Origin of the sequence: Haematospirillum jordaniae, from assembly GCF_001611975.1 — a bacterium.
Classification (GTDB): domain Bacteria; phylum Pseudomonadota; class Alphaproteobacteria; order Rhodospirillales; family Rhodospirillaceae; genus Haematospirillum; species Haematospirillum jordaniae.
Map to the genome: position 1 here is coordinate 1,319,557 of NZ_CP014525.1, position 25,335 is coordinate 1,344,891.

Here is a 25,335-nt window from a genome sequence, read left to right on the forward strand (position 1 = left end):
CCCGGAGGATCCTGAATGATCCGTCTTGTTGATTTGTGCAAGGTATATCCCGCCCGCAAGGGCACTTTGCCTCATGCTGCCCTGAAGGGTATCACCCTGACCGTCGGGGAGGGGGAGGTCTTTGGTATTATCGGTCGTTCCGGTGCCGGGAAATCAACCTTGTTGCGGACGATCAATGTTCTTGAGCGTCCGACCAGCGGGTTGGTGGAAGTTGATGGCATTGATGTCTTGGCTTTGAGCAAGCGGGAGCTTCCCCTGTTCCGTCGTCGGGTCGGGATGGTTTTCCAGCACTTTAATCTGTTGTCCTCGCGCACGGTGTTCCAGAACATCGCTTTGCCACTGGAGCTGGCGGGGGCCTCGCGTGCCGATATAAAGGCGGCGGTGGAGCCGCTCCTGCCTTTGGTGGGACTGGCAGACAAGCGTGACCGTTATCCGTCGGAGCTATCCGGTGGGCAGAAGCAACGGGTTGGTATCGCGCGGGCCTTGGCCAGCAAGCCCCATGTTCTGCTGTGCGACGAGGTAACCTCGGCTCTTGATCCGGAGACCACACGCCAGATCCTGCGCCTGCTGAAAGATATCAACCGGCGTCTTAACCTTACCATGGTGGTGATCACCCACGAAATGGAGGTGGTACGCCTTTTGTGTGACAAGGTTGCCGTCATGGACCACGGTGAAGTGGTTGAAAGCGGTACGACTGCCGATATTTTTGCTGACCCCCGTCACTCGGTGACCCGTTTGCTGCTTGCGCATGGTCACGAGGAAGAAGACGGCAATGTGATTCCCCTGGAGAACGGCCATGCCTTCGATTCACGAACTGCTGCTCGATAGTGCCACGATCGGCATCTTGTGGGAGGCAACCCTGCAGACGCTGTACATGGTCTCGGTGTCCCTGTTCCTGAGTGTGCTGCTTGGTGCTCCGCTTGGGGTGCTGTTGGCCACAAGCCGTCGGGGTGAGCTGTTCGAGATGCCCTGGTTCCAGGTCGTCGTCGGACCGGTTGTCAATGCCGCCCGGTCGGTGCCTTTTATCATCCTGGCCGTTGCTATTATTCCGTTTACACGCTTGGTGGCGGGGACCTCCATTGGCACGACGGCTGCAATTGTTCCGTTAACCGTGGCTGCGGTGCCCTTTCTGGCCCGTATTGTCGAGGGGGCTGTGCGCGAGGTGGATGCCGGTCTGGTTGAAGCCGCCCAGGCAATGGGGGCAAGGCCGTTGCAGGTGGTGTTCAAGGTATTGCTCCCCGAAGCCCTGCCGGGTTTGATCCACGGTATTACCCTCGCCTTGGTGGCGATGATTGGGTACTCCGCCATGGTGGGGGCTGTTGGCGGGGGTGGTCTTGGGGATTTGGGAATCCGTTACGGTTATCAGCGCTTCCGTCCGGATGTGATGATTGCCGTGGTGGTGGTCCTAGTGGCTCTGGTGCAGGGGCTCCAGACACTGGGGGATTGGTTAGCCCGCAAGGCTGACAAACGAAATATCCAGTAACCGGATACGCAGATTATAAAGGGGTTTTACAATGCGTTTGTATGGTGTTCTGGCTGCGGCCGCTGTTATCACAGGTACCCTGATTTCGCTTGCCCAAGCCAAGGAGATCCGTATTGGCGTGACACCAGGCTCGCATGAACAGGTTGTCGAGAAGGTGGCCGAGCTGATCAAGGCGAAAGGGCATACCCTGAAGATTGTCACCTTCAGCGACTATATTCTGCCCAACCAGGCTTTGGCCAACGGTGATCTTGATGCCAACAGCTTCCAGCATGTTCCGTATCTGGAACAGCAGAAGAAGGGGCTGGGGGTTGATCTGGCCGTGGCCGGGACAAACTTTGTTGAGCCAATGGGTGTTTACGCGCGCACGGTGCGGTCCCTGTCTGACCTGAAAGAGGGGGCAAAGGTTGCTATCCCCAATGATCCATCCAATGGTGGTCGGGCGTTGCTCCTGTTGGCAGCCAAGGGCGTGATAACCGTCAATCCGTCTGCCGGCATGACACCTGGTGCGGCGGATGTGACCGGTAATCCGAAAAAGCTGAACTTCATAGAGCTGGATGCCGCCCAGCTTCCACGTTCCTTGGATGATGTTGATATTGCAGCGATCAACACAAACTATGCCTTGGAAGCAGGCCTCAATCCGTTGAAAGATGCCATTGTGATTGAAGATGCCAGCAGCCCGTATGCCAATATTGTTGTCGTCCGGTCAAAGGATAAGGACGAGGGCTGGGTCAAGGACTTGGTTGCTGCCTATCAGGCAGAGGACATCCGCACCTTCATCCGGGATACCTTCAAGGGAGCGATTGTTCCGGCATTCTGATCCGTGTATTCCCGTGAAGCAGCGCCCCGATGTGGGCGCTGTTTTTTATGGCGCAAGAATGCGGGCGCTATAACGCAGTCGGCTTGTTCGTGTTTTCAGGGGGCGACCTGGTCACGCAGGCCCTGTAGCCATGACAGTCTCTGCTCGGCCCGCAGTATTTCTTCATCCAGCCAGCGTGTCATGTAGCCGGAATCCATGGCTGTTGCATCGCGTAGATCAGCCAACCTGGCCAAGCCTGTTTCCTGTGTTTCCACCAGAAGATCAACCTGTTCACGCTGATCCTCCGTGGGAAGGAGGTGGAGGAAACGGAACTTCAGTGCAGTGACAAGCTTGGACAGATCGCTGGCAGGCCGCAGGGGGGCTGTCATCAGGGTACGGAATGCATTCCGGCCGGCCTCTGTTATGGCAACACGCGCGTTGTCTTCCATGCCCTTGCCATCCAGAGGTTCAATCAGCCCTTCATAGCGCAACAGTTCTACTGACGTTCCCATTAACTCCAGCGATGGACCGGATAGCCGCGTAATAAAAAGCCGTGCAGAGGAGGCCAGATCAGCGTAATGCATGGCACTTTGGTAGACAGTTCCCAGAATGCACAAGCGTACGGCTTCGCGCGGGGTCAGGGTTTTGTCGGAAAACATCAGGCATGCTCCGGGAAGGCAGAACCGAACAGGGACACGCTCACTATAGGGCTGTTGTGACCCGGAATCCACATCATTTGTGATAATGATAACTAATATCAATAAAGGGCGGTGGCGTTCCTGTTGCTCCATCTTGTCTTGAGGGGTAAGAAGGACATTCTTTTACAGGCAGGAGTAATACTGTGCGGTCTGTGTGTTGGAAAGCGATGGTTCTGGGTTCCGTATGTTTGCTGGCGGTCTTTGTGGCCGGTTGTACCGGGGCACCATGGGTTGACAGTCGACGTGAGGCTGGAGCCCCCGGCAAGCAGGTCGGTGCTTCTACCATGGATCGCATTGTGATCTGCCACGTTTCGGATGAAGATCCCGCTGTTCTACAAGGCATGGCGGACGCGCAGTGCCGCAGAACTGGACGGACAGCTCTGTTTTCCCATACAGCACACTGGCAATGCGCGGTTGCGACACCGCACCGCAGTTATTACAAGTGTTCCGGCGCAGGCAGTGACCCTGAGCCCGAAGCGGCGGATCCGGATTCCCGTGAATAAAGTTGGTCGTGTATCCAGCTTATGGCAATTACGCCAGCACCATGGTCATACAGATTGGCATGCTCGCCATCAGGGAACGTAATTCTTTGCTTGGGGCCGGGGTGTGCCTCCAGAAGCTCTTGGCTGTGTGTATGAGGCACCGTTTCATCTTTCTCGCCGTGTAGAAGCAGAACCGGTGCCCGTACCTGACTGATACGGCGCAGTGATGTAAAGCGGTCAAGTGTGACAGCACGAGCCGGAAGCCATGGATAAATCCCTTGGGCCACATCCGGGATACTGGTAAAGGCGGCCTCCAGAATGAGTCCGCGTGGTGGGTGTTCTGTAGCAAGCCAAGTCGCCACGCCGCTTCCCAGCGACTCACCATGATAGAAAAGGCGATTTCCGTGCACGCCTTCTTCCAGAACATAGTTGCGTGCTGCTACCGCATCGATCTGCAGGCCATCTTCGCTGGGAGAGCCGGGATTTCCGCCAAACCCCCGATAATCCGGTACCATGACGCCAAAACCGGCATCCAGATACAGGCGGATCTTGCGGGCTACCCATGCCCGGTTTCCCGAATTGCCATGAAAGATAATGACAGTCGCCGCCTCTTCCGATGGGGGTGGGGACCACCAAGCCGCAAGAGCCAGCCCGTCGGTTGTGCGGAATAGGATTTCACGCATTTCCGGCACATCATTGGCCTTTGGCGGGGCCGGTATTCCTTCCGGTTTATACAGAAGGTGACGTTGGAAAGCGAACATGCCAACAACAACCAGAACATAGAGGGCAATACCAATGCCCAGTGTTGCTCCTGCTATGTTGACTAGGTTGTTCATTGCCTATCCGCTGTTTGCCGTGTCGGCGTATCCCTTGATCTTCTGTGCCAGTGATGCTGCCATGAACGGATCAAGATCGCCATCCAGAACCCCCTGTGTATCGGATGTTTCAAGGCTGGTCCGCAGGTCCTTGACCATCTGGTAGGGTTGCAGCACGTATGAACGGATCTGATGACCCCAGCCAATGTCTGTCTTGGCGTCTTGCTCGGCCTGGCTTGCTGCTTCGCGTTTCTGGAGTTCCAGCTCGTACAGGCGGGCTTTCAACATCTTCCAGCAGGCATCGCGGTTCTGGTGCTGCGACCGTTGTGTCTGGCAGGCCACGACAACACCCGTTGGTATATGGGTAATACGCACAGCGGATTCGGTCCTGTTGACGTGCTGTCCACCCGCACCTGATGCCCGGTAGGTATCAATCCGGCAATCGCTTTCGGCAATCTCGATCTCGATGTTGTCATCAACGACCGGGTAGACCCATACTGACGAGAATGACGTATGCCGTCTGGCCGAGCTGTCAAACGGTGAAATGCGTACCAGCCGGTGCACGCCACTTTCGGTCTTCAGCCAGCCATAGGCATTGTGCCCCTTGACCTGAAGGGTGACAGACTTGATGCCGGCTTCTTCACCTTCCGATTCTTCCAGAATCTCGACGCTGTAGCCGTGTTTCTCGCACCAGCGGGTATACATGCGCATCAGGATGTTGGCCCAGTCCTGGGCTTCGGTACCGCCGGCCCCGGCATTGATTTCCAGATAGGCGTCATTGGGGTCGGCCTCGCCGGAGAGCAAGCTTTCCAGCTGGCGCTTCTCGGTTTCCGCGTGAACCTGGCGCAGGGCGGCCAGTCCTTCCTCGACGGTTGGCTCATCACCCTCAGCCTCGCCAAGTTCGACCAGGGTGCAGGCGTCCTCAAATTCCTCTTCCAGTTTGCGAAAGCTGGTCAGGGCTTGTTCCAAGCGGGTGCGTTCCTGCATCACCTTCTGTGCTTCAGCCGGTTTGTCCCACAGGGCCGGGTTTTCAGCCAAGGCGTTCAGTTCATCCAGTCGGAGGTGGGCTGTATCCCAGTCAAAGATGCCTCCTCAGCAGGGCCATTGCCTGCTTGATCTCGTCGGCCATCGCCTGTGCTTCGGCACGCATGGTTCGTGTCTTTCCTGTTGCCTTTTATGTCCGTGTCCGGCATCGCACCGGACGGAGGAGGGTTTTATGGCATCTTGCCCGTGGTATCAACCCTGCGGCATGGGATACCTGCATTCAGTACAGCCCGCCGGCCCGGGGTTGGCCATCCTGTCGGGGCGGTGGGCGTTTTGCACTGTCGGCCGGTTCGCGGTACACATCGGCAGGACCAAGAAGGGCGTCTTCGTCGGTAATGACGGCATCGTCCTGGCTTTCAACGCTTTCTGCCATGGCTGCCGATCCGTCAACAACACCTCCGGTGGTAAATCCCGGACTATTGCCGACCTTGAATGCTTCCTGGATGACATCGCTATCACCAGGCATGGCTAGACGGCCGCTGCGGTGATCCACCCGGACCAGCTGGATTCCACGTGGGACCGCGAAGGGGCGTACTGGCTTGCCTTTCAGGGCATCTTTCATGAAGTCGTGGAAGATTGGCAGTGCCGTACTGGCACCGGTTTCCCGCTGCCCCAGTGACTTGGGTTCATCAAACCCGACAAAGGCGCCAACAACCAGATCCGGGGTAAATCCGATGAACCAGGTGTCGTTGCTATCATTTGTGGTTCCGGTCTTGCCTGCCATGGGAACCCCGAGTGGTGCGAGGCGGCGTGCCGTACCATATTGGACCGCACCTTCCAGAATATGCACGATCTGGTACACACTGCGTGGATCTGCAATCTGTTCCCGGTAATCTGGAATTTCCGGCATCGGCTGTCCTGTCCAGAACACGTCGCGGCAATCCGGGCATGGGCGTGTGTCATGCCGGTATACTGTTGTGCCGCTGCGATCCTGGATTCGGTCGATCAGGGTTGGTGTGATCCGTTTTCCGCCGTTGGCCAGCATGGCATACGCGGTTGTCAGGCGGAGAACCGTGGTTTCCCCGGCGCCTAGGGATGAAGCCAGATTGCGCGGGAACTTCCGGTCGATGCCGAAGACTTCAGCGGTGCGTGCAACTTTGTCCATGCCGGTGGCCTGGGCCAAGCGGATGGTCATCAGGTTTCTGGATTTCTCCAGCCCGACCCTCAGTGTTGTCGGGCCATAGTATTGGCCAGAGTAGTTTTTAGGCTTCCAGAGCGGTAGGCCCGGGCCCTGGTCGTACACAAAGGGGGCGTCCATGATCAGGGTTGACGGACTGAATCCCGACTCAAGGGCAGCTAGATAGATAAATGGCTTTAACGCCGATCCCGGTTGGCGCAGGGCTTGTGTGGCGCGGTTGAACTCCGACCGTTCGGACGAAAATCCACCCACCATGGCCAGAACGCGCCCGGTGTGGGGATCCATGGCCACAAGGGCCCCCTCTACCTTGGGGATTTGTTCTAGGCTGTATTCATGCGCCCGGTTGGTTTCCCCAACCAAGATGATATCGCCAACCTTGACGATAGCGCCCGGGCTTTGTGCCCGTGTCCATTTCATGGACTGAAAGGAAACGGTCCCGGTGCTGCCATCTGCAAAGCCAACGACAACCCGTTCCCGTTCAACTTTCAGGACGGCGGCCAGTCCCCAATGTTCCGGTGTGCCAAGGGGGGGGCGGAATGTGCCCAGAACCTGTTTCCAGGCACCCGGATCGGCCAACTCTGCCAGAACACCCCGCCAGCCATGGCGGCGGTCATAGGCAATAAGGCCATTGTGCAGGGCTTTTTCAGCAAGGTGCTGGTAGATGGGGTCCAGTGTTGTCCGGACGGCGAGGCCCCCCTTGTAAAGGGAATTCTCGCCATAGCGGGCGACAATCTGCCGGCGGACTTCTTCTGCAAAGAAATCGGCACCCCGGACATACTCTGTCTCATCGCGGTCCTTGGTTTCCAAGGGGTCTGCCAAGGCTGCGGTGGCTTCTTCCGGACTGACGTTGCCGTCTTCCAGCATTCTCATGATGACCCAGTTGCGTCGCTCCAGGGCAGCGGCGTGTTTGCGTACCGGGTGGTAGTTGTTCGGGGCCTTGGGGACAGCAGCCAGATAAGCGGCTTCGGCAACGGTGAGCTGATCCAGCGTTTTGTTGAAGTAATTCAGGGCGGCGGCTGCTACGCCATAGGAACCATAGCCAAGGTAAATTTCGTTCAGGTACAGCTCCAGAATATGATCCTTGGAGAAGGCCTGCTCGATACGCAGGGCCAGAATGGCTTCCTTAATCTTGCGCTCTATGGATACTTCGTTGGTCAGCAGAAAGTTCTTGGCGACCTGTTGGGTGATTGTAGAGGCGCCAACCGGGCGTTTGTCGGAACCAAAATTGCGGGCATTGACGATAACCGCGCGGGCTAGGCCTGTCAGATCCAAGCCGTAGTGCTGGTAAAAGTTCTTATCTTCAGCGGACAGGAAGGCATCAATAACCCGGCGGGGCACGGCAGAGACAGGGACAAAAACCCGTTTTTCAACAGCATATTCAGTGATCAGCCGCCCGTCGCCGGCATAAAGGCGTGTTGTGATCGGTGGCTGGTAGTCAGCCAGCTGCCGATAGTCTGGCAGATCACGTCCAAAGTGCCACATAACGCTGCCAACAACAGCGATCCCGGCGATAATGGATAAAAGCAACAAACTGAAAACAACGACCAGAACCCTGGACATGAGCGGGTATACCTTTGTTTCACGGCGCCGCTGCCGCAGATGCCTATACGTCTGAGAAGCCGGACACTATAGCGGCTGAAGGTCACGCCAGCTACCGAAGTTTGGTGTCTGTTTCATGGCAGAGAGGCTTTCTGGGTGGCCGAGAAATAACGGTCTATGGCGCGGACCATGGCTGATGCCAGTTTCTTGCGATAGCCCCGGGTTCGCAGCAGGCGTTCTTCATCACGGTTTGTCAGATAGCCCATTTCCATCAGAAATGACGGAATATCGGGTGCCTTCAGGACAGCAAACCCGGCAAAGCGGTGTGACCGCGGCAGCAGTGTGATATCGCGCCGCAGTTCGGCAATCACAATTTCAGCCAGCCGGGACGACAGATTCATGGTCTCCCTCTGGGCTAGGTCAATCAGGATGTTGGTGACTTCCTTGCTCTCGTGGCTCAGGTCGATTCCAGCAATAATGTCCGCCTTGTTTTCTGATGTGGCAAGGGCAGCAGCCTCGGCGTCAGAGGCATTGTCCGACAGGGTATAGACGGAAAGGCCCCGTATCGACGGCTTGGCCCCGGCATCGGCATGGATTGAAATAAACAGGTCGGCCCGGTGCGTGCGGGCAATGGCCACGCGCTCTCTCAGTTGCAGGAAGATATCCCGGTCCCGGGTCAGGTGTACCGTGTACCGGCCCGTTTTATCCAGTGCGGCTTTGAGTTCCCGCGCTGTGGACAGGGTCAGGTTTTTCTCGAAAATACCGGATACCCCGGTGGCGCCGGGATCAATACCTCCATGGCCCGGGTCGAGGACAATCACAGGCTTGGCTGGAGACGGTACGGCCTTGCGTTTCTCCGGCGTCATCGGCTGGCGGGGCAGGGTGTTGTCAACCTGTGTCGTCGCTGGCTCCGTATCCTGAGGGCCATGCTTGGGGCGAAATGTGCCGGTCCGGTTTCCCGGTCCGGCAGAGCGCTGGAACATAGCTGCGTCAACGGGTGCCAGATCCACCACCAGACGCCAACTGGTTTGTTCCCCCGGGGGGAGGACGAACATATTCTTCACGGCAGCAGGTTCTGCCAAATCTAGGACAATACGGGAGTTGCCGGGCTGGAACAGGCCATAACGCATGGCCTTGACCAGAAGGCCCGGCTTTCCCGGGACAGCGGGCTGTTCGAACTGCCAGTCAATTTCCGGAAGGTCAATGATGATACGGGCTGGGTTCGTCAGGGAAAAGGCACTGAACGGAACGTCGCCGGTCACATCGATCACAACACGGGTAAATGTCCCATGGTTGCCTAGGCGTACATTCCGTGCGCCAACCGCTTCGGCTCCGTGGCTGGAGAACAGGACGACCCCGGCCAGCCCGGCTGCACCAGCCAGGATAGCCCGCCGTGACAGGCAGGGATATTCCAGTCCATCCCGGGCGGGGGCAAAAGCGACAAGTGTATTTCTGGAAGGAGTCTTGGGCGTGTCCATGGTATCCGGTATCGAGGGAATGTCAGCCAGGGCAGGGTGTATAAGTATCAGGCGGTCGTGTGCAGGTGTTCTTTAGTAGCCCCAATCATCCTTGGGTAGGGCTTTGTCCCGTTCCACTGCTTCGGGACGGCGTTGGAGTGTGGTATCCAGTGCGGATCATATGGCGCTATTTCGCAAGTTTGACAAGTTTCTCCACGTGCTAGCCTTCTTGCAACAGCAAAGCTGTGGCGTGTCTGCAAGAGCCAGACGGATACTGAAGTGATGTGATAGCGGGGTATTGCTGAACAAAATGTTGTACCCGGGGGCACGGACCGTTATTGTCATCGGTGATGGGTTACCGTTGCCAGACAGGCGTTGGACAGTTTTCCTGCCATATTACTCCCTTACCTCCTCACAAGCCCTGCGTTGCTGGATTCTCGGGAGGGGGCGGGGGTAGCGTCTGAACAGGCTGTGTGGCGTGTGTGCTTTACCAACGGATGCGGCCGGTTTAAGCCGGTTTAGAGAAGGTTCGTGGTGAAGGGGGAGTATCGCACCGCAGCAATCCGGCAGGTTGGTTAACTCAGGGTAAACGGTATTAACCACAAAGATTCGAGGCTTTTGTGCAGCCCCACGTTGCCATGGATGTAACACAGTTATCTTTTTCGCTCCGCGGTCGGGAAGCCGGCGCGGTGCGTGATGGCTGTGTCCTTGGTGACATGATGCGTGGCGCCGGAAGCCTTGTCGGCACGATTTCCCAAAGGCTGCCCCACGTTCGGGGGATGCCGGCGGTGACACGGAGTTTCAGGGCTTATGGCCAAGCGCATGTTGATCGATACGACCCACCCGGAAGAAACACGGGTTGTGGTTTTGAATGGGACACGGCTCGAACAGTTTGATGTCGAGACCTCAACAAAGAAACAAATAAAAGGGAACATATACTTAGCAAAAGTTATTCGTGTAGAGCCATCCCTCCAGGCTGCTTTTGTTGAATATGGCGGCGGGCGTCATGGTTTCTTGGCTTTCAGTGAAATCCATCCGGACTATTACCAAATTCCGGTTGCTGACCGTCAGGCTCTGTTGGCTGAAGAGGCTGCCCGTGCAGCGGAAGAAGCCGAACGCGAAAACGTTGCCGCAGAGCAGGAAGATCTTGAGGGAGTTGTCGAGGAAGGCGGCGATGTTCCGGCCTATCGTTCCCGGCGTCCATCCCTGTTGCAGTCCTATAAAATTCAGGAAGTCATCAAGCGTCGCCAGATTATGCTGGTGCAGGTGGTCAAGGAAGAGCGTGGCAACAAGGGTGCCGCGCTGACAACCTACCTGTCTTTGGCCGGGCGCTACTGTGTGCTGATGCCCAATACGGCCCGTGGGGGCGGTGTTTCCCGCAAGATTACAAACGCGGCTGACCGCAAGCGGTTGAAGGAAATCATGAGCGATCTGGATGTTCCGTCCCAGATGGCAGTGATTTTGCGTACAGCCGGGCAGGAACGGTCCCGTGCCGAAATCAAGCGTGACTACGAATATCTTATTCGTACTTGGGTCCAGATAAGGGATGTCACCATGCAGTCCTGTGCCCCGGCTTTGGTGCATGAGGAAGGTAATCTGATCAAGCGCGCCATTCGTGATATCTATTCTACCGATATAGATGAAGTGATGGTGGAAGGTGAGGACGGATACCGCGTTGCCAAGGACTTCATGAAAATCCTGACCCCCAGTCATGCGCGCCGTGTTCAGCCTTACCGCGATCCGTCCATGCCGCTGTTCCACCGTTTCCAAGTGGATAGTCAGCTGGATGCCATGCACAACCCGACGGTACAGTTGAAGTCTGGCGGGTATATTGTCATCAACCAGACAGAGGCCTTGGTTGCCATTGATGTCAATTCCGGGCGTGCCACTAGGGAACGTCACATCGAGGAAACGGCTCTGAAGACGAACCTAGAAGCGGCCGAGGAAGTGGCCCGTCAGTTGCGTCTGCGGGATCTGGCCGGTCTGGTGGTCATTGACTTTATCGATATGGAAGAGCCCCGCAATAATGCGGCGGTTGAGCGGCGTCTGAAAGAAGCCCTGCGGCTGGACCGTGCCCGTATTCAGGTGGGCCGGATCAGTATGTTTGGTCTTCTGGAGCTTTCACGCCAGCGTCTGCGTCCTTCTCTTATGGAAACAAGTTTCCAGCCCTGTCCCCGTTGTGCCGGGACGGGCATGGTGCGTTCTGTTGAAAGTGCGGCCGTTCATATTCTGCGGGCGATTGAGGAAGAGGGCGTGCGCCGGCGTGCTTCCGAGGTTGTGGTGCATGTTGCAACGCCGGTTGCCTTGTATGTGTTGAACAACAAGCGCGCGGCCCTGACCGAGATTGAACAGCGTTACGCCCTGACGGCCTTTCTGAAGGGTGATGACAGTTTGATTCCGCCAGAGTGTCGGATCGAGCGACTGAAACCTGCCGTACCGCTTCCTGCTGCTGGTGTTCGTTCTGTACCGATTTCTGTTCAGCCCGATCTAGATGAGGACGAGGACGAGGAAGAGGGCGCTTTGCCCGTTTCCGGTGACGAGGTGCTTGTTGATGTTCCGGTCGCCGCTGTGGGGGAGGCTGTCTCCGTCGTTGTTTCCCAAGGTGGGGAATTGGGCGAGGGAGAAGGAGGGGATTCTCGCAAGCGGCGCAAGCGGCGCCGGCGTCGGCGTCGTGATGGATCTGTGATGCCTGTGGAGCAGGCAGGCAGTGATGTTGCCGTGTCCGGAGATATGGGTGCTGATGATGCGGTTGTCGCGGTTGATGGCGATAACTCTTCTGATGAGGCTCAGGGTATCGCCGTTACAGCTGATGCGCCTGATGATGAGGGGGGTGATGCCAAGCGTCGTCGCCGTTCCCGGCGTGGTGGCCGCCGTCGGCGTCGGCCCACGGAACAGGATGTTGATGTGATAGGCTCAGTCATGGCGGGCCATGGTGATCATCTGGAGGTGGTGCCGCCCGTGAACGGCAGTGCTGTCCAGGCAGACGTGCCAACAGATGGCATTGCCGGTGATGCTGTTGCACGGCCTCCTCTGCGTCGTGTAAGGCGGGTTCGTCGGAACGAAGATCCCGGTCAATCTGATCCTATTGTTGATAACCTGTCTCTGATGGCGGCCGTAAACGCTGTGGCCGGGACTGGGGATGCTGTGGCCGTTCTGGATCGGGTTGATGATGTGCCTGCTACTGTTGTGGCGGATGTGGTTGAGCATTCCGGGGCAGAAGAGGCGGTGCCCGCGAAGAAGCCTGTTCGCAAGCGGACATCCCGTTCCCGTGCAGCGGCCGCTGTTGAAGCGGATCCGGTTGTTGCGGAAGCTGCTGATCCGAAACCCAAGAAGCGCCGTGCTTCCCGCAAGGCTGAGACCTCTGTGGCCGATGCGAATGGAGCGTCTGTCAAGGAGACCAGCGTGAAAACCGATGATCGTCAGGCACCTCCTTCAACGGAGCCTGCCCAGCAGCAGCTTGCCATGGCGGATGCTGTGGAATCCGATGCCGCCGCTGCTCCCCGTCGGGGCTGGTGGAAGCGGTAAATCTTGTTTAACAAGATGTTTGTGCGCAAAACCCCGCCAGATCATGGCGGGGTTTTTGTTGGACTATTTCTTGCGTTGCACAGGAAGCTATCAGGCTTTCAGCTATCCTGCTCCCACGGTGCGTTTCGTGCAATCCAGCCGCCACCGGCCATACGTTCCCCTATATAGAAAACGCAGGCCTGACCGGGGGATACTCCATCGGCGGGGTTATCCAGAACGACCTCTGCCCATCCATCCGGGCGCCCGTATATTGTAGCAGAAACGGGATGGAAGCTGTTGCGCACCTTGATGCTGACGGCAGCTCCTTCGGTAGGCAGGATTCCCTTGTCGGGCATCCAGTTGATATGTCGCAGAGCAAAGCGATCCCTGCCCAGTGCTGAACGTGGACCGACGATGACGCGTCTGGACGTTGGTTCCACGCGTATAACATACAACCGCTCTGCCGTTCCGCCGATATCCAGTCCACGGCGTTGACCGACCGTGAAGTGAATAATGCCTTCATGCTGTCCCAGCACGGTGCCATCTATGTGAACAATGTCACCGGGCATGGTGGATTCCGGTCGCAGTTCCTGCACCACGCGGGCGTAGTTGCCATCAGGGACGAAGCAGATATCCTGACTGTCCGGCTTCTCGGAAACAGCCAGTCCGTGCCTGCGGGCAATGGCGCGGGTTTGATCTTTATCCAGGGCACCTAGGGGAAAGCGCAGATACGACAGCTGTTCGTTGGTTGTGGCAAACAGGAAATAGCTCTGATCCCGCCCGTGGTCGGCGCCGCGCCACAGCTCTGGCCCTTGCGGGGTTAGTACCCGGCGGACATAGTGCCCGGTCACCAAGGCTGCGGCATCCAGATCCCGCGCGGCCTGAACCAGATCCCGGAATTTGACTGTCTGGTTGCACAACACACAGGGAACAGGCGTTTCGCCGGCAATATAGGAATCGGCAAAGGCAGACATGACGTCTTTCATGAACGTCGCTTCGTAATCTACCACGTAGTGGGGAATGCCCAGATGGTCTGCCGTCCGCCGCGCATCATAGATATCCTGACCGGCGCAACAGGTTTTGGTGCGCCCGACCGTTATACCGGCATCGTAAAGCTGCATGGTCATCCCGATGACCTGGTACCCGGCATCCTTCAGGATGGCTGCGGCCACCGCGCTGTCAACGCCGCCAGACATGGCAACAACAACCCGTGTATCAGCCGGGTTGCCGGGAATATCCAGATCAATCGATGCGTGGGACATCATCTGCATAGCAAAAACGGTATCCGGCGGTTTTTGGCGAAATTGTTCTGTTCTGTGCGGGGGTGTCAGCTCCCCGCTGCCCCGCGGCTTCCTGCCGGCAGGTGCACGGTCAGGCCATCCAGTTCCGGCTTCATGATAATCTGGCACCCGAGCCGGCTGGTCTTTGTCAGCCCAAAGGCGAGGTCCAGCATGTCCTCCTCATCCTCTGCCGGTGGCTCCAGGCGGTCGAACCAATCCGGGGCGATGATGACATGGCAGGTGGAGCATGCCAGAGACCCTTCGCACGCGCCTTCTAGGTCAACGTCGTTGCGATGGGCAATTTCCAGTACAGACAGGCCTTCCGGGGCTTCGACCTCGAGTCGGGTTCCATCAGGGCTGAGGAAGGTCATCTTCGGCATGCCGACAGCTCTCCATGATAACAGATTATGGTTACACGTGCGGGAATGGATAGCTCCTGTCCTGCTTTGGGGCAAGGCCTTTTACAGGGATCAGGCGGTTGGTCCCTAGTGTCCTACGCAGCAGTCCGCGCCAAGGGAGACCAGGCTGTCAGGAATGCTTCAATATCGGACTCTTGGCTGTTCCAGCCTAGGCTGATGCGGATCGTGTCACGGGCTTGCGACTCGCTTGCCCCCATGGCAGCCAGAACCGGGCTTGGTGCTGTTTTCCCGGACGAACACGCCGATCCGGCAGATACGGCAATGCCGGCAAGGTCCAGGGCCATGAGCTGGCGCTGCTGGTTGACCCCCCTCAGTTCAACACAGGTTGTATTGGGAAGGCGGTTTTCCGCATGGCCCCAGATTCTCGCCCTGGGAGCCAGGGAGGCGATACGGCTTTCTAGGTTGTTACGGAGGCGGAGGATTCGCTCCCGTTCGGCTTGTCCTTGGTTCAGGACAGCCTCGGCGGCTGCGCCCAGCCCGGCAATACCCGGGGTATTGGGGGTGCCGCCCCGTTTTCCGCGTTCCTGCCCTCCTCCTCCGAAAAGAGGTATCAGCTGTTCCGGTGTGCGGGTAATCAGGGCCCCAATGCCTTGAGGGCCGCCCCATTTGTGGCCACTCAGAGCCAGTGCGTCCACACCCAGGCTCTGGAAATCAACGGGTATCTTTCCAGCAGCCTGTACGGCATCGCAAACAACCTTGGCGCCGGCAGCATGAGCAATCCGTACAACATCGCGGATAGGCTGGATCACGCCGGTTTCGTTGTTTGCCAGCATAACCGCGACAAGTGCGGGACTAGGAACCGTCTGTAGCAGGTTTTCCAGATGCTCCAGATCAACAATGCCACCCTGTGTTGCCGCAATATCCATGGCTTCCGGTGTGGCAACCCGTACGCAGGGGTGCTCTATGGAAGAGACCAGTCGGGGGCCGGGCGGAGATCCTTGCAGGGCCAGGGCCAGGGCTTCTGTCCCGCCGGATGTAAAGATGACCTGGGACGGAACAGCGCCGACCAGTTGCGCAACGGCCTCCCGTGCATCTTCTACAATGGCCTTGGCTTTGCGCCCTGTATTGTGCACAGAGGATGGGTTTCCGGTTATTTGCAGGGTGCGTACCACGGCATCAATCGCCTGAGGTCTGACCGGTGCCGTTGCGTTGTAGTCCAGATAGATGGTTTGCGTGTTCATTATTCAGGCAGATCGTGTTGTTCTTGTCCGTCAGATTTCGGCTGTGGTTGCCGCTGGCAGGGGCCCGCTTGTCCCCAGAACTGTACGGTTGATCACTTGCTCCAGCGAAACAGAGCTGAGGTAAAGGTAGATCTGGTTTCCCAGCTCTTCCCACAGGTCATGGGTCAAGCAGCGTCCACGGTTGTTGTGACAGCCAGCGGGGCTGCCCGGCGTGCAGCGTGTGGCCTGAATGGGTTCATCCACGGCAAGGATGATATCGGAAATGCGCGTTTGCCCGGCAGTACGGGCAAGAAGGTAGCCGCCGCCCGGTCCACGAACACTTTTGACCAGCCCGCCTTTGCGGAGCCGCCCGAACAACTGCTCCAGATAGGACAGTGAAATTTCTTGGCGTATGGCGATATCGGCCAAGGAAACAGGTTTCCCCTCGGGTTGGCTGGCTAGGTCAGCCATGGCCATGACCGCATAGCGTCCTTTGGTACTGAGTCTCACGGTTTTCGGCTCCCGATCTTAAAGGCCTGAAGCGGCTTTGCCGTCTTCGGTATTGTCATCATCCGGGGTCCGGGCCGGGCCGGGCTGGGCAAAGGGAGTAGGAATAACAACGGCTGAGTGACTGCTTCCTGGCTGGGCCGGTGTTGCTGAGTCTTCCTGTTTCTCCAGAGTATCAATCCGGGCAGACAGGGTGCGTACCTGTTCGCACAGTGTCGTTATGGCCCGTTCGAGTGGATCGGGCATATCCCGTTCAGGGATGCCATAGGCACAGAATTCAGCCTCGTGCTTTGCACGGGGAACAACCTGTCTGGCCGGAATGCCTACTACTGTTGCATTGGCAGGAACATCGGCAAGCACCACGGCATTGGCCCCGATCCGGGCACCGTCACTAATGGTGATCGGACCCAGAACCTGTGCCCCTGACCCGACGATAACCCCCTTGCCAAGGGTGGGGTGACGCTTGCCTTTCGCAAGAGATGTTCCGCCTAGGGTCACGCCTTGGTACAAGGTCACGTCATCGCCGATTTCAGCGGTTTCTCCAATGACCACGCCGGTTGCGTGATCAATGAAAACACGACGTCCGATGGTTGCGCCGGGGTGAATTTCAACGCCTGTCACCATTTTCGCAAGATGGGAAACCACGCGTGCCAGCAGGCGCAGGTTTGTTTTCCAGAGTCGATGTGCCAGACGATAGGCGATAATGGCATGAACGCCCGGGTAAACCAAGATCACTTCCAAGCGGCTGCGTGCTGCCGGATCGTGGGCTAGGATCGTATCTATGTCTTCTTTCAGGCGACTGAAAATCATTGTGCTGTCCTGATATCTGGGATGTTCCAGCTTTCCGAGCCTGTGTAAAAGCCTTTTATTTTTTGTGGTGAATCTAGGATAGTTGACAGGAAAGATCAAGTAATCGGTGCCGGCGCAACGTAAAATAGTCGTATACGGGCATGAATAAACGTGTTTTTCATTGCGTTTATGATAAAATTGTGGTCATTCGTGGTTTGTTTCCGTTCTTTCCTGTATCGTGGGAATGGCTTTTTGTGTCCGGGCAGGGCTATACTGTCGCCGGGCCGCCTTGTTTCATTCTGGTCCTGCTGTACGATTTCGCTCCACGCATTTATTCCGGTAACCAACTTGCTGAAGAAACAGACGCCAATGCATGAAGTCATCTTCAATGGCCCTGAAGGCCGACTGGAAGGTCGCTATCACCATTCCAGCAACGCAAATGCCCCCGTGGCGCTTGTGCTGCATTCCCATCCCCAGCATGGCGGCACGATGAATCAGAGGATTGTCTTTGATCTCTCTCATGTGTTTGCCCAGCGTGGCTTTTCGGTCCTGCGTTTCAACTTTCGTGGTGTAGGTCGTTCGCAGGGTTCTTTTGACAGCGGGCAGGGGGAGTTGTCCGACGCCGCTTCCGCCCTTGACTGGATGCAGGCCATAAATCCGCATGCAGGGCAGTGTTGGGTGGCAGGTTTTGCCTTTGGCGCATGGATCGGCATGCAACTGCTGATGCGTCGTCCGGAGATTTCAGGTTTTGTCAGCGTTGCGCCGCCGGCCAGCCACTATGACTTTTCGTTCCTGGCGCCTTGCCCTTCTCCCGGGTTGATCGTGCATGGTGCGGCTGACAGGGTTGTTTCTGCTGAGTCTGTGAAGAAGCTGGCAGACAAGCTACAGGCCCAGAAGAATATCAGTGTGGATCATGTGTCCATTCCCGGGGCAGATCACTTCTTCTCTGGCCATATTGATACGGTTGTATCGACCGTGGATTCCTATATCTCAAAGTCCATGGTTATGGCGTAACGGGTGGATGGCTGGGCAAGGGTTGGTGTTATCCGGCCCTTGTTTCCATTGTTCTAAAAACAAAACTCCCCGCACAGATATGCGGGGAGTTTTGTTTGGCTGGGGGACCTGGATTCGAACCAAGACTAACGGAGTCAGAGTCCGCTGTTCTACCATTAAACTATCCCCCAACAGGACAGTTATCCTGATCACTCTTCGTCGATAGATCAGGCAGGCGGGCGCCCTTATATCCTTCTGTTTCCATGCTGTGAACCCCCTTTATTATATTTTTTAACTTTCACCCGTGCTGTCGTGGAGCATGCTTCCCCGTTTGTAACCCTCTGGGATATGGTTATATGGGTATGTATGGTTGACAAGGTAAAGGCATGGGAGGGGCCGGTATGGCAGATCTTGCGGTAAACGCGCCGTTGGAGGGGCGTCGATGCTCTGCTGGTTCCGGTGGTGCTATGACAGACGTGGCATCTGCGTATGCCGCAATTGACCTGGGGACAAACAACTGCCGTATGTTGATTGCCCGCCCTGACGGAGAACGGTTCAGGATTGTGGACTCCTTTTCGCGCATAACCCGCCTAGGGGAAGGGTTGGCTGAAACGGGCATTCTGTCTGTTGCTGCGCAGGAGCGAACACTTGATGCCTTGCGCAGCTGTGCCGAAAAGATTGGCCGGCTTGGTCTGGTTCGTTCGCGCCACGTTGCAACAGAAGGGTGCCGTCGCGCTGGGAATGGGCTGGAATTTCTGGCGACCGTATACCGCGAGACGGGCTTGACCATAGAGTGTATTTCCCCGGCAGAGGAGGCGTGTCTGGCTTTGGTCGGGTGTTCGGGACTTTTTTCTGCCGGGGCCAGTTCTATCTTCCTGTTTGATATCGGCGGCGGGTCTACTGAGTTGGTCCTGATTGTGCAGGGTGCTTCTGGGTTACGGGTTGAGGGTTTCATGTCTCTTCCCTTCGGTGTCGTGACCGTTGCGGATGCCTGTGGAGGGGGGGACTTCGCGTATCGCACATACCGGGAGGTGTGCACCCGCATTCGCTCCATGGTCCAACCCTTTGGTGCACGCCATAATCTTGCGGAACGTGTGACGACGGGGCAGCTCCAGGTGGTGGGTACGTCCGGTACAATTACAACCTTGGGAGCTTTTCACCTTGGCTTAACGCGCTATGATCGCGCGGCGGTTGATGGGTTGGATGTGTCGTGTGCAGCTATTCTTGATGCAGGGCAGCGGTTGATGGGCATGACGGCCCGGCAACGGGCAGATTCGCCGTGTATTGGCCCTCAGAGGGCTGATCTGGTCATTGCCGGATGTGCCATTCTGGAAGCTGTTTTCAGCCTTTGGCCCGGTGGTTCGCTGACGATTGCAGATCGGGGCTTGCGCGAAGGGCTGCTTATGGGGCTTATGGGGGTACGTAATACTCCGGCCGACTTTGGCATGGAGTGTATTTCTCAAGTATACTAATCTTTTGGTTGTTATGGCACGAGCACCAGGAAAAAAGAGCGGTCGTCGCGTACCGTCTACGTCGAACCGGTCGGCGGTATCGGTACGGATGACGTCTGTGCGGGTCAAGTCAGCCCGTGGGCGCAGCACGTCGTCTGTGCAATGGCTCCAGCGCCAGCTGAATGACCCTTATGTGGTGGCTGCGCGTCAGCAGGGTTACAAGTCCCGGGCTGCCTTCAAGCTGGTTGAGATGGACCAGCAGCTGGCATTCCTGAAGCCGGGCCAGAGAGTGGTTGATCTTGGTGCTGCGCCCGGTGGGTGGACCCAGGTTGCGGTAGAGCGGACACGGGCTGATCAACCCCGTGGGGGAACCGTGGTCGGGATCGATATCCTAGAATGGGGCCCAATCCCCGGCGCGCACTGTATTACCTTGGATTTTCTTGATCCGGCCGCCCCGCAGGCCCTGAAAGATGCCCTTGGTGGGACTGCCGATGTGGTTATGTCCGATATGGCGGCCCCGACAACCGGGGATCCCCGTACAGACCATCTGCGGATTATTGCGTTGTTGGAAGTCGCTTGGGACTTTGCTGCTGAGGTTCTGGCTCCCGGTGGAACCTTTTTGTGCAAGGTGTTTCAGGGTGGGGCGACGGGTGATCTGCTCAAAATTCTCAAGCCCCGCTTTGACAGCATCAAGCACATAAAACCCCCGGCCAGCCGCAAGGAAAGCCCGGAGCTGTATCTGGTCGCCCGGGGGTTCCGGGGCTAGGGGATCTGCTGTCTATAGGTGTTCCGGGTTGCACTTTTCGGGGTGCGGGGCTGCAATTCTGTTGCTTGGCACAGAAAACTTTCTGTGTATGATGGCGCGCACCCCGAAATATGCTGCTGCCGGTCGTAAGGTGCAAAATTAATGAATTTCTCTGAAGCCCTGACCTTTGATGATGTGCTGCTGGTTCCTGCAGCCTCTGATGTCCTGCCTGCCCAGGCCAATGTTTCCACGCGTCTGACCCGTGGTGTGTCCTTGGGAATTCCGCTTTTGTCCTCAGCTATGGATACGGTTACGGAAAGCCCGATGGCTATTGCGATGGCTCAGGCAGGCGGTATTGGCGTTATCCATAAAAATCTTGGTATTGCCGAGCAAGCCGAGGAAGTGCGGCGTGTGAAGCGGTTTGAGTCCGGGATGGTTGTCAATCCCCTGACCATTCATCCTGACCAGCCTCTTGCCGATGCCCTGAAGATGATGGAGCAGTTTTCCATCAGTGGTATCCCCGTTGTTGATCGTGGTACAGGTCGCTTGGTCGGTATTCTGACCAACCGCGATGTGCGCTTTGCCAATGACCGGTCCCAGCCGGTGTCGTCCTATATGACTGATACCAACCTGGTTACCGTGACTGGGGGCTTTGGTCAGGATGAGGCCAAGGCCCTGCTGCACCGCCACCGGATCGAAAAGTTGCTGGTGGTTGATGATGCCTATCGGTGTGTGGGGCTGGTGACCGTCCGCGATATGGAAAAAGCCCAGAATTACCCGCTGGCTTGTAAGGATGATCATGGACGGTTGCGGGTTGCGGCGGCAACAGGTGTGGGCCGCGACGGCATGAAGCGTGCCGAGGCTCTTCTGGAGGCCGGGGTCGATGTGCTGGTCGTTGATACAGCCCATGGCCATTCATCTGGGGTGGTTCAGGCTGTTCGGGATATCAAGTCGAACTATCCGGCTGCCCAGGTTATTGCCGGCAATATTGCAACCCCGGAAGCGGCGGCCGCTTTGGCAGAAGCCGGGGCTGATGCCGTGAAGGTCGGAATTGGTCCGGGTTCGATCTGTACAACCCGCGTTGTGGCCGGTGTTGGTGTGCCTCAGCTGTCTGCCATCCTTGAGGTCAGTGCGGTGGCCCACAGTCACGGCATTCCCCTGATCGCTGATGGCGGAATCAAGTTCTCCGGCGATCTGGCCAAGGCTGTTGCTGCAGGGGCTGACTCCTGCATGATCGGCAGCCTGCTGGCCGGAACGGACGAGGCCCCCGGGGAGGTAGTCCTGTATCAGGGTCGTTCCTACAAGTATTACCGCGGTATGGGGTCTGTTGGCGCCATGGCGCGTGGATCGGCTGACCGCTATTTCCAGGAAGAAGTCCGGGATGATCTCAAGCTGGTTCCTGAAGGGATCGAGGGGCGTGTGCCTTACAAGGGTGCGGCGGGCAATATCCTGCATCAGCTGGTTGGCGGGTTGAAAGCCGCTATGGGTTATACCGGGAACCGTACCATTGCTGAAATGCAGCAGCGGTGTACGTTCCGTCGCATTACGACCGCCGGCTATCGTGAAAGCCATGTCCATGATGTGACCATTACCCATGAAGCGCCGAACTACCGTGTAGGGGCGTAAGGGTATCTGGTCTTCGTTGTTGATGCTTTGCTCCGGAGCCGGTGGGTTGCCATCGGCTCCGGTTTCTTGGGGGCTTGTCCCTGGTTCCTGCTTGGTATGAAAAGATTGCAATCGTGATTCCTGCTGCCCGTTTACAAGCCACTGTTGATCTTCTGGAGGCTGTTGTCTCTTCACCCCGTCCGGCGGATGGCACAGCATCGGAGTTTTTCCGGGCGCGTCGTTATATTGGCTCGAAAGATCGCCGGTTCATTGCCGATGATGTATGGAGCCTCCTGCGGACATGGGCGCGTATCAGCTGGTGGATCCGTCGGTTGCACAGCCAGCTTGGCCTGCCGGGCGAGGCTCCGGAGTGGAGCGATGTCCCGCCGCGTCTGCGGGTTCTGGCTCATCGTGTGCTGGTTGCGGGATACAGCCTGTCAGACTTGGATCTCCTCTGTTCAGGGGATAAATTCTGCCCGCATCGTCTGCGCGAGCGGGAAAAGGCATTGATCCGTGCGTTGCGGGGCCAAAGGCTGACCCACAGCGATCAGCCGGACTGGGTGCAGGGAGAGGTTCCGGAATGGATCATCCCGGACCTAGCGGCTTGTTACGGTGACCGGGTTATGCCGCTCCTTGAGGCGCTCAATCGCGAGGCCCCGGTTGATGTCCGGGTCAACAGCCTGAAAGCGGATGTGGCGGAGGGTATCGCCCGCTTGGAGAGTGAAGGCATTACGGTTCGTCCTGGTCTGTTGTCGCCGCTGTCTCTTCGGCTGGAGGGGCGCGCCAACCTGCCCGCAACCGAGACGTTCCGTGAGGGACTGGTCGAAGTGCAGGACGAGGGATCGCAGCTGGTTGGTCTGCTGGTTGATGCCCGTCCGGGAATGGCCGTGGTTGATTTTTGTGCCGGTGCGGGTGGCAAAACTCTGGCTATGGCTGCGGGGATGGAGAACAAGGGGCGGCTGATTGCCTGTGATGTGTCGCAGGGTCGCCTAGAACGTTCGGCTGTCCGTTTGCGGCGTGCCGGGGTTCACAATGTGACCCGACATGTCTTGTCCGGTGAACGGGACAAGTGGGTCAAGCGCTCTGCTGGCCGTTTTGACCGGGTTTTGATTGATGCCCCCTGTAGTGGAACCGGGACTTGGCGTCGCAACCCCGATGCCCGCTGGCGGCTGGATCGTCAGAGTGTGCAGGCCCTGGATGAGCTACAGGGGCATATTCTGGACAGCGCATCCCGTCTGGTCCGGCCTGGCGGAAGGGTTGTCTATGCCACGTGTTCTCTACTTCCTCAGGAAAACGAGGCACGTATAGAACGTTTTCTGGCATCTTCGCCGGATTTTCGTGTGTTGGATGTTCGGACCTTGTGGCCCGATCTTGTGGGCACGTCTCCTTGCCCCGCAACAGGCCTGTTTTTACGGCTTGATCCGCTGGAGCACGATACCGACGGTTTTTTTGTTGCTGTGCTGGAACGTGCGGAGCCGTCGGGGGCATAACCCTATTTGTCGCCCCGCACATAGCCTAGGAACTGGGTCACGCTGTCCTGTAATGCCGAGGCCTTGCTCCGCAGGTCTATAATGGTTCCGTCAAGGATATGGGTGGCCTTGCTGGTTGTGTTGGCCAGACTGGCCACCTCGCGGATGTTGTCAGACACTTCGCTTGTTGCCGAAACCGCATTGATCACGTTGTTCGAGATTTCGCGGGTTGCGGCGCCTTGCTCGCTGACAGCGGTCGAAATGGCTGCAATGTTATCGTTGATATTGTGTACATTCCCGGCAATAGCGTTGATGGCCTGTACAGCTTCTTCTGTTGCGGCTTGTACGGCCCCTACTTGGCGGACAATTTCTTCTGTGGCGCGGCCGGTCTGGGTTGCCAAGCCCTTGACTTCATTGGCTACCACGGCAAAGCCTTTTCCGGCCTCGCCGGCACGGGCGGCTTCGATGGTGGCGTTCAGGGCTAACAGGTTGGTTTGGTCAGCAATCGCGGTGATCATGCTGACAACCTCGCCAATTCTTACGGCAGCGGTTGAAAGACTTTCCACACGCTGGATCGTGATTCGCGCACTGTCTGATGCCTTGTGTGCCAGCCCTGCAGAACGCTCCACTTGCTCTGATATGGCACCAATTGATGCGGTTAGTTCTTCGGTGGCTGCGGCCACGGCCTCGACATTGTGGCTGGCAGATCCGGCCGAGCGGCTGGATGCATCCGCTCGCTCTAGAACCATTTTGGCATCGTTAGCTACGGAACGGATCTGATCTCCTATTTGGGAAATCATGCTGACCATTGTTTCAACCATGGCGCCGGCAGTGGTCTGGAACTCTTCGGCCAGTTTTTCCATCATGGCACGCCGCTCTGAATCCGTGCGTACACGGTTGCTTTCAGCCATGGCATTCAGGCGTTTTACTTCCAAGGCATTGTCGCGGAAAACAACCAGAGCCGCTGCCATTTGGCCAATGGCGTTTTTCCAGCCGACGGCCGGGATATCTACACTCAGGTTCCCGCCTGATATTTTCTCCATAGCCGTTGTCATCTGGGCCAAGGGGCGGGAAATGCTCAGGGCGACAATAATTGTTATACAAACAACGACAGTCAGGATAACCATCATGGTGATGGAAGAGATCAGCTGGCTTGTTGCCATGGTTTCGTCTTGAGCTGCACGTGCGGCCGCAACATCGTTGCGGGCCCTCTCGATCAGAGCCTCCAGAAAGGGCTCAGCTTCGGCAAATAGCTTGCTCAGCGAGGATGTTTCTTTGGCCAAGGTGCCGCTGATGGCAACATACTGATCAAACAGCTTCAGCCAGTCCGCAATAACGGCACTGTTGTTTGTAGCCGTGAGAAGGTCAGCTGTGTCTTTACGGAATTCCTCGATATCGCCTTGCCTGCTGTAGAGCATGACGTCCTTTTCTAGGCGTCGCAGGTCCAGATAGCGTGCCATCAGGCTAGCGCTGGTTTTTATGGTTGTTTCACTGCCTGCCGCGATGGCACGCTTTTCAAGATCTCCCCGCAGGCCCTCTGTTTCTTTCAGGCCTACCGTTTTCCACATTTCAACAATGGACTGGAACTTGGTATTGTACGTCTTGAACTTTTCAGTAGCTGATGCGGCATTGGCTGCCTGTTCTTGATCCAGTTTTGCTTCCAGTGCCTTGAAGTCAGAAAGAATTTCTTCAGTGATAGTCGCGTGGTGGCTGACTTCTTTTTCATTCAGGCGCAGGAAGAAATCCTTTTCCCGCCGTCGCGCATTCAGGAAATTGTATCTTATGTCCTCAACGCTATCCCTGATTGATCTGGCGTTGTTCTGACGCTCAGAGGCTTGATGGATCGTATGCTCCTGCCAACGGGATAGGCCCCACATGGGCACGAAGCCGATGACAATGGCACCGACAATAAGCCCCAGCTGGAGTTCGATCCGCGCTTTTCTCAGAAACATGACAATTGT

The 25,335-nt window shown here is 57.2% G+C and carries 20 protein-coding genes, 1 tRNA gene and 1 pseudogene; 10 read left to right on the forward strand and 12 right to left on the reverse strand.

Features of this window, described 5'->3' with window-relative positions:
- Positions 1-15: 15 nt before the first annotated feature.
- The 3 genes and pseudogenes from AY555_RS06205 to AY555_RS06215 all read left to right on the forward strand — a co-directional run.
- Positions 16-735, forward strand: a pseudogene (locus AY555_RS06205) (methionine ABC transporter ATP-binding protein); the annotation flags it as partial.
- Between the two features lie 61 nt (positions 736-796).
- The gene (locus AY555_RS06210; RefSeq protein ID WP_066134819.1) at positions 797-1,483 is read left to right on the forward strand and encodes a methionine ABC transporter permease; all 687 of its coding nucleotides are present in this window, start codon (positions 797-799) and stop codon (positions 1,481-1,483) included.
- Between the two features lie 31 nt (positions 1,484-1,514).
- Complete coding sequence (locus tag AY555_RS06215) at positions 1,515-2,300, forward strand: MetQ/NlpA family ABC transporter substrate-binding protein (protein ID WP_066134822.1); 786 nt, start codon at positions 1,515-1,517, stop codon at positions 2,298-2,300.
- A 95-nt stretch (positions 2,301-2,395) separates the two neighbouring features.
- On the opposite strand, the gene AY555_RS06220 is transcribed toward AY555_RS06215, so the two are convergent.
- The 5 genes from AY555_RS06220 to AY555_RS06240 all read right to left on the reverse strand — a co-directional run bounded on the left by AY555_RS06220 (position 2,396) and on the right by AY555_RS06240 (position 9,473).
- Positions 2,396-2,938: a hypothetical protein gene (locus AY555_RS06220; RefSeq protein WP_066136686.1), complete on the reverse strand. Its 543-nt coding sequence runs from the start codon at positions 2,936-2,938 to the stop codon at positions 2,396-2,398.
- A gap of 475 nt (positions 2,939-3,413) precedes the next feature.
- Positions 3,414-4,295, reverse strand: coding sequence for an alpha/beta hydrolase (locus AY555_RS06225; protein ID WP_066134825.1), 882 nt, complete (start codon positions 4,293-4,295; stop codon positions 3,414-3,416).
- Between the two features lie 3 nt (positions 4,296-4,298).
- Positions 4,299-5,424, reverse strand: a protein-coding gene (gene prfB / locus AY555_RS06230; protein ID WP_156483319.1) for a peptide chain release factor 2 whose coding sequence is annotated in 2 segments (ribosomal slippage) — positions 4,299-5,354 and positions 5,356-5,424 — 1,125 coding nt in all. Because the reading frame shifts where the segments join, the coding sequence is not laid out codon by codon here.
- 114 nt (positions 5,425-5,538) lie between these two features.
- Complete coding sequence (locus AY555_RS06235) at positions 5,539-8,016, reverse strand: penicillin-binding protein 1A (protein WP_066134831.1); 2,478 nt, start codon at positions 8,014-8,016, stop codon at positions 5,539-5,541.
- A gap of 113 nt (positions 8,017-8,129) precedes the next feature.
- Entirely contained in the window at positions 8,130-9,473 is a 1,344-nt protein-coding gene (locus AY555_RS06240) for an N-acetylmuramoyl-L-alanine amidase (protein WP_082811889.1), read from the reverse strand.
- A 789-nt stretch (positions 9,474-10,262) separates the two neighbouring features.
- Between AY555_RS06240 and AY555_RS06245 the strand changes: the two genes are divergently transcribed.
- Complete coding sequence (locus AY555_RS06245; protein ID WP_066134835.1) at positions 10,263-12,977, forward strand: Rne/Rng family ribonuclease; 2,715 nt, start codon at positions 10,263-10,265, stop codon at positions 12,975-12,977.
- A gap of 98 nt (positions 12,978-13,075) precedes the next feature.
- Here AY555_RS06245 and mnmA read toward each other — a convergent pair whose 3' ends face one another.
- The 5 genes from mnmA to cysE all read right to left on the reverse strand — a co-directional run bounded on the left by mnmA (position 13,076) and on the right by cysE (position 17,132).
- Positions 13,076-14,227, reverse strand: a complete 1,152-nt coding sequence (gene mnmA, locus AY555_RS06250; protein ID WP_245176892.1) for a tRNA 2-thiouridine(34) synthase MnmA — start codon at positions 14,225-14,227, stop codon at positions 13,076-13,078.
- Positions 14,228-14,283: 56 nt separating this feature from the next.
- The gene (locus AY555_RS06255) at positions 14,284-14,616 is read right to left on the reverse strand and encodes a ferredoxin family 2Fe-2S iron-sulfur cluster binding protein (protein ID WP_066134838.1); all 333 of its coding nucleotides are present in this window, start codon (positions 14,614-14,616) and stop codon (positions 14,284-14,286) included.
- 113 nt (positions 14,617-14,729) lie between these two features.
- Complete coding sequence (locus AY555_RS06260) at positions 14,730-15,836, reverse strand: cysteine desulfurase family protein (RefSeq protein WP_066134841.1); 1,107 nt, start codon at positions 15,834-15,836, stop codon at positions 14,730-14,732.
- 30 nt (positions 15,837-15,866) lie between these two features.
- Entirely contained in the window at positions 15,867-16,325 is a 459-nt protein-coding gene (locus AY555_RS06265) for an Rrf2 family transcriptional regulator (protein WP_066134844.1), read from the reverse strand.
- Positions 16,326-16,343: 18 nt separating this feature from the next.
- Complete coding sequence (gene cysE, locus AY555_RS06270) at positions 16,344-17,132, reverse strand: serine O-acetyltransferase (RefSeq protein ID WP_082811890.1); 789 nt, start codon at positions 17,130-17,132, stop codon at positions 16,344-16,346.
- Positions 17,133-17,272: 140 nt separating this feature from the next.
- Here cysE and AY555_RS06275 point away from each other — a divergent pair, with 140 nt between their 5' ends.
- Together AY555_RS06275 and AY555_RS06280 are read left to right on the forward strand one after the other, a co-directional pair.
- The gene (locus tag AY555_RS06275) at positions 17,273-17,488 is read left to right on the forward strand and encodes a hypothetical protein (protein ID WP_066134847.1); all 216 of its coding nucleotides are present in this window, start codon (positions 17,273-17,275) and stop codon (positions 17,486-17,488) included.
- Positions 17,481-18,125 (forward strand): alpha/beta hydrolase, encoded by a 645-nt coding sequence (locus tag AY555_RS06280; protein WP_066134850.1) that lies wholly within the window; start codon positions 17,481-17,483, stop codon positions 18,123-18,125. The genes AY555_RS06275 and AY555_RS06280 overlap by 8 nt, the downstream gene beginning before the upstream one ends.
- Before the next feature lie 96 nt (positions 18,126-18,221).
- On the opposite strand, the gene AY555_RS06285 is transcribed toward AY555_RS06280, so the two are convergent.
- Positions 18,222-18,295 (reverse strand) — tRNA-Gln (locus AY555_RS06285).
- Between the two features lie 195 nt (positions 18,296-18,490).
- On the opposite strand from AY555_RS06285, the gene AY555_RS06290 reads away from it, so the two are divergent.
- The 4 genes from AY555_RS06290 to AY555_RS06305 all read left to right on the forward strand — a co-directional run bounded on the left by AY555_RS06290 (position 18,491) and on the right by AY555_RS06305 (position 23,395).
- On the forward strand, positions 18,491-19,576 hold the full coding sequence (locus AY555_RS06290; protein ID WP_082811891.1) for a Ppx/GppA phosphatase family protein: 1,086 nt from the start codon (positions 18,491-18,493) through the stop codon (positions 19,574-19,576).
- 13 nt (positions 19,577-19,589) lie between these two features.
- The gene (locus tag AY555_RS06295; protein WP_066134853.1) at positions 19,590-20,321 is read left to right on the forward strand and encodes an RlmE family RNA methyltransferase; all 732 of its coding nucleotides are present in this window, start codon (positions 19,590-19,592) and stop codon (positions 20,319-20,321) included.
- Positions 20,322-20,462: 141 nt separating this feature from the next.
- Positions 20,463-21,926, forward strand: a complete 1,464-nt coding sequence (gene guaB / locus AY555_RS06300) for an IMP dehydrogenase (protein WP_066134857.1) — start codon at positions 20,463-20,465, stop codon at positions 21,924-21,926.
- Between the two features lie 74 nt (positions 21,927-22,000).
- A complete protein-coding gene (locus AY555_RS06305; RefSeq protein WP_209315931.1) occupies positions 22,001-23,395 on the forward strand; it encodes an RsmB/NOP family class I SAM-dependent RNA methyltransferase in 1,395 nt (464 codons plus the stop codon).
- Positions 23,396-23,397: 2 nt separating this feature from the next.
- Here AY555_RS06305 and AY555_RS06310 read toward each other — a convergent pair whose 3' ends face one another.
- Positions 23,398-25,326 (reverse strand): methyl-accepting chemotaxis protein, encoded by a 1,929-nt coding sequence (locus tag AY555_RS06310; protein ID WP_066134861.1) that lies wholly within the window; start codon positions 25,324-25,326, stop codon positions 23,398-23,400.
- Positions 25,327-25,335: the final 9 nt, after the last annotated feature.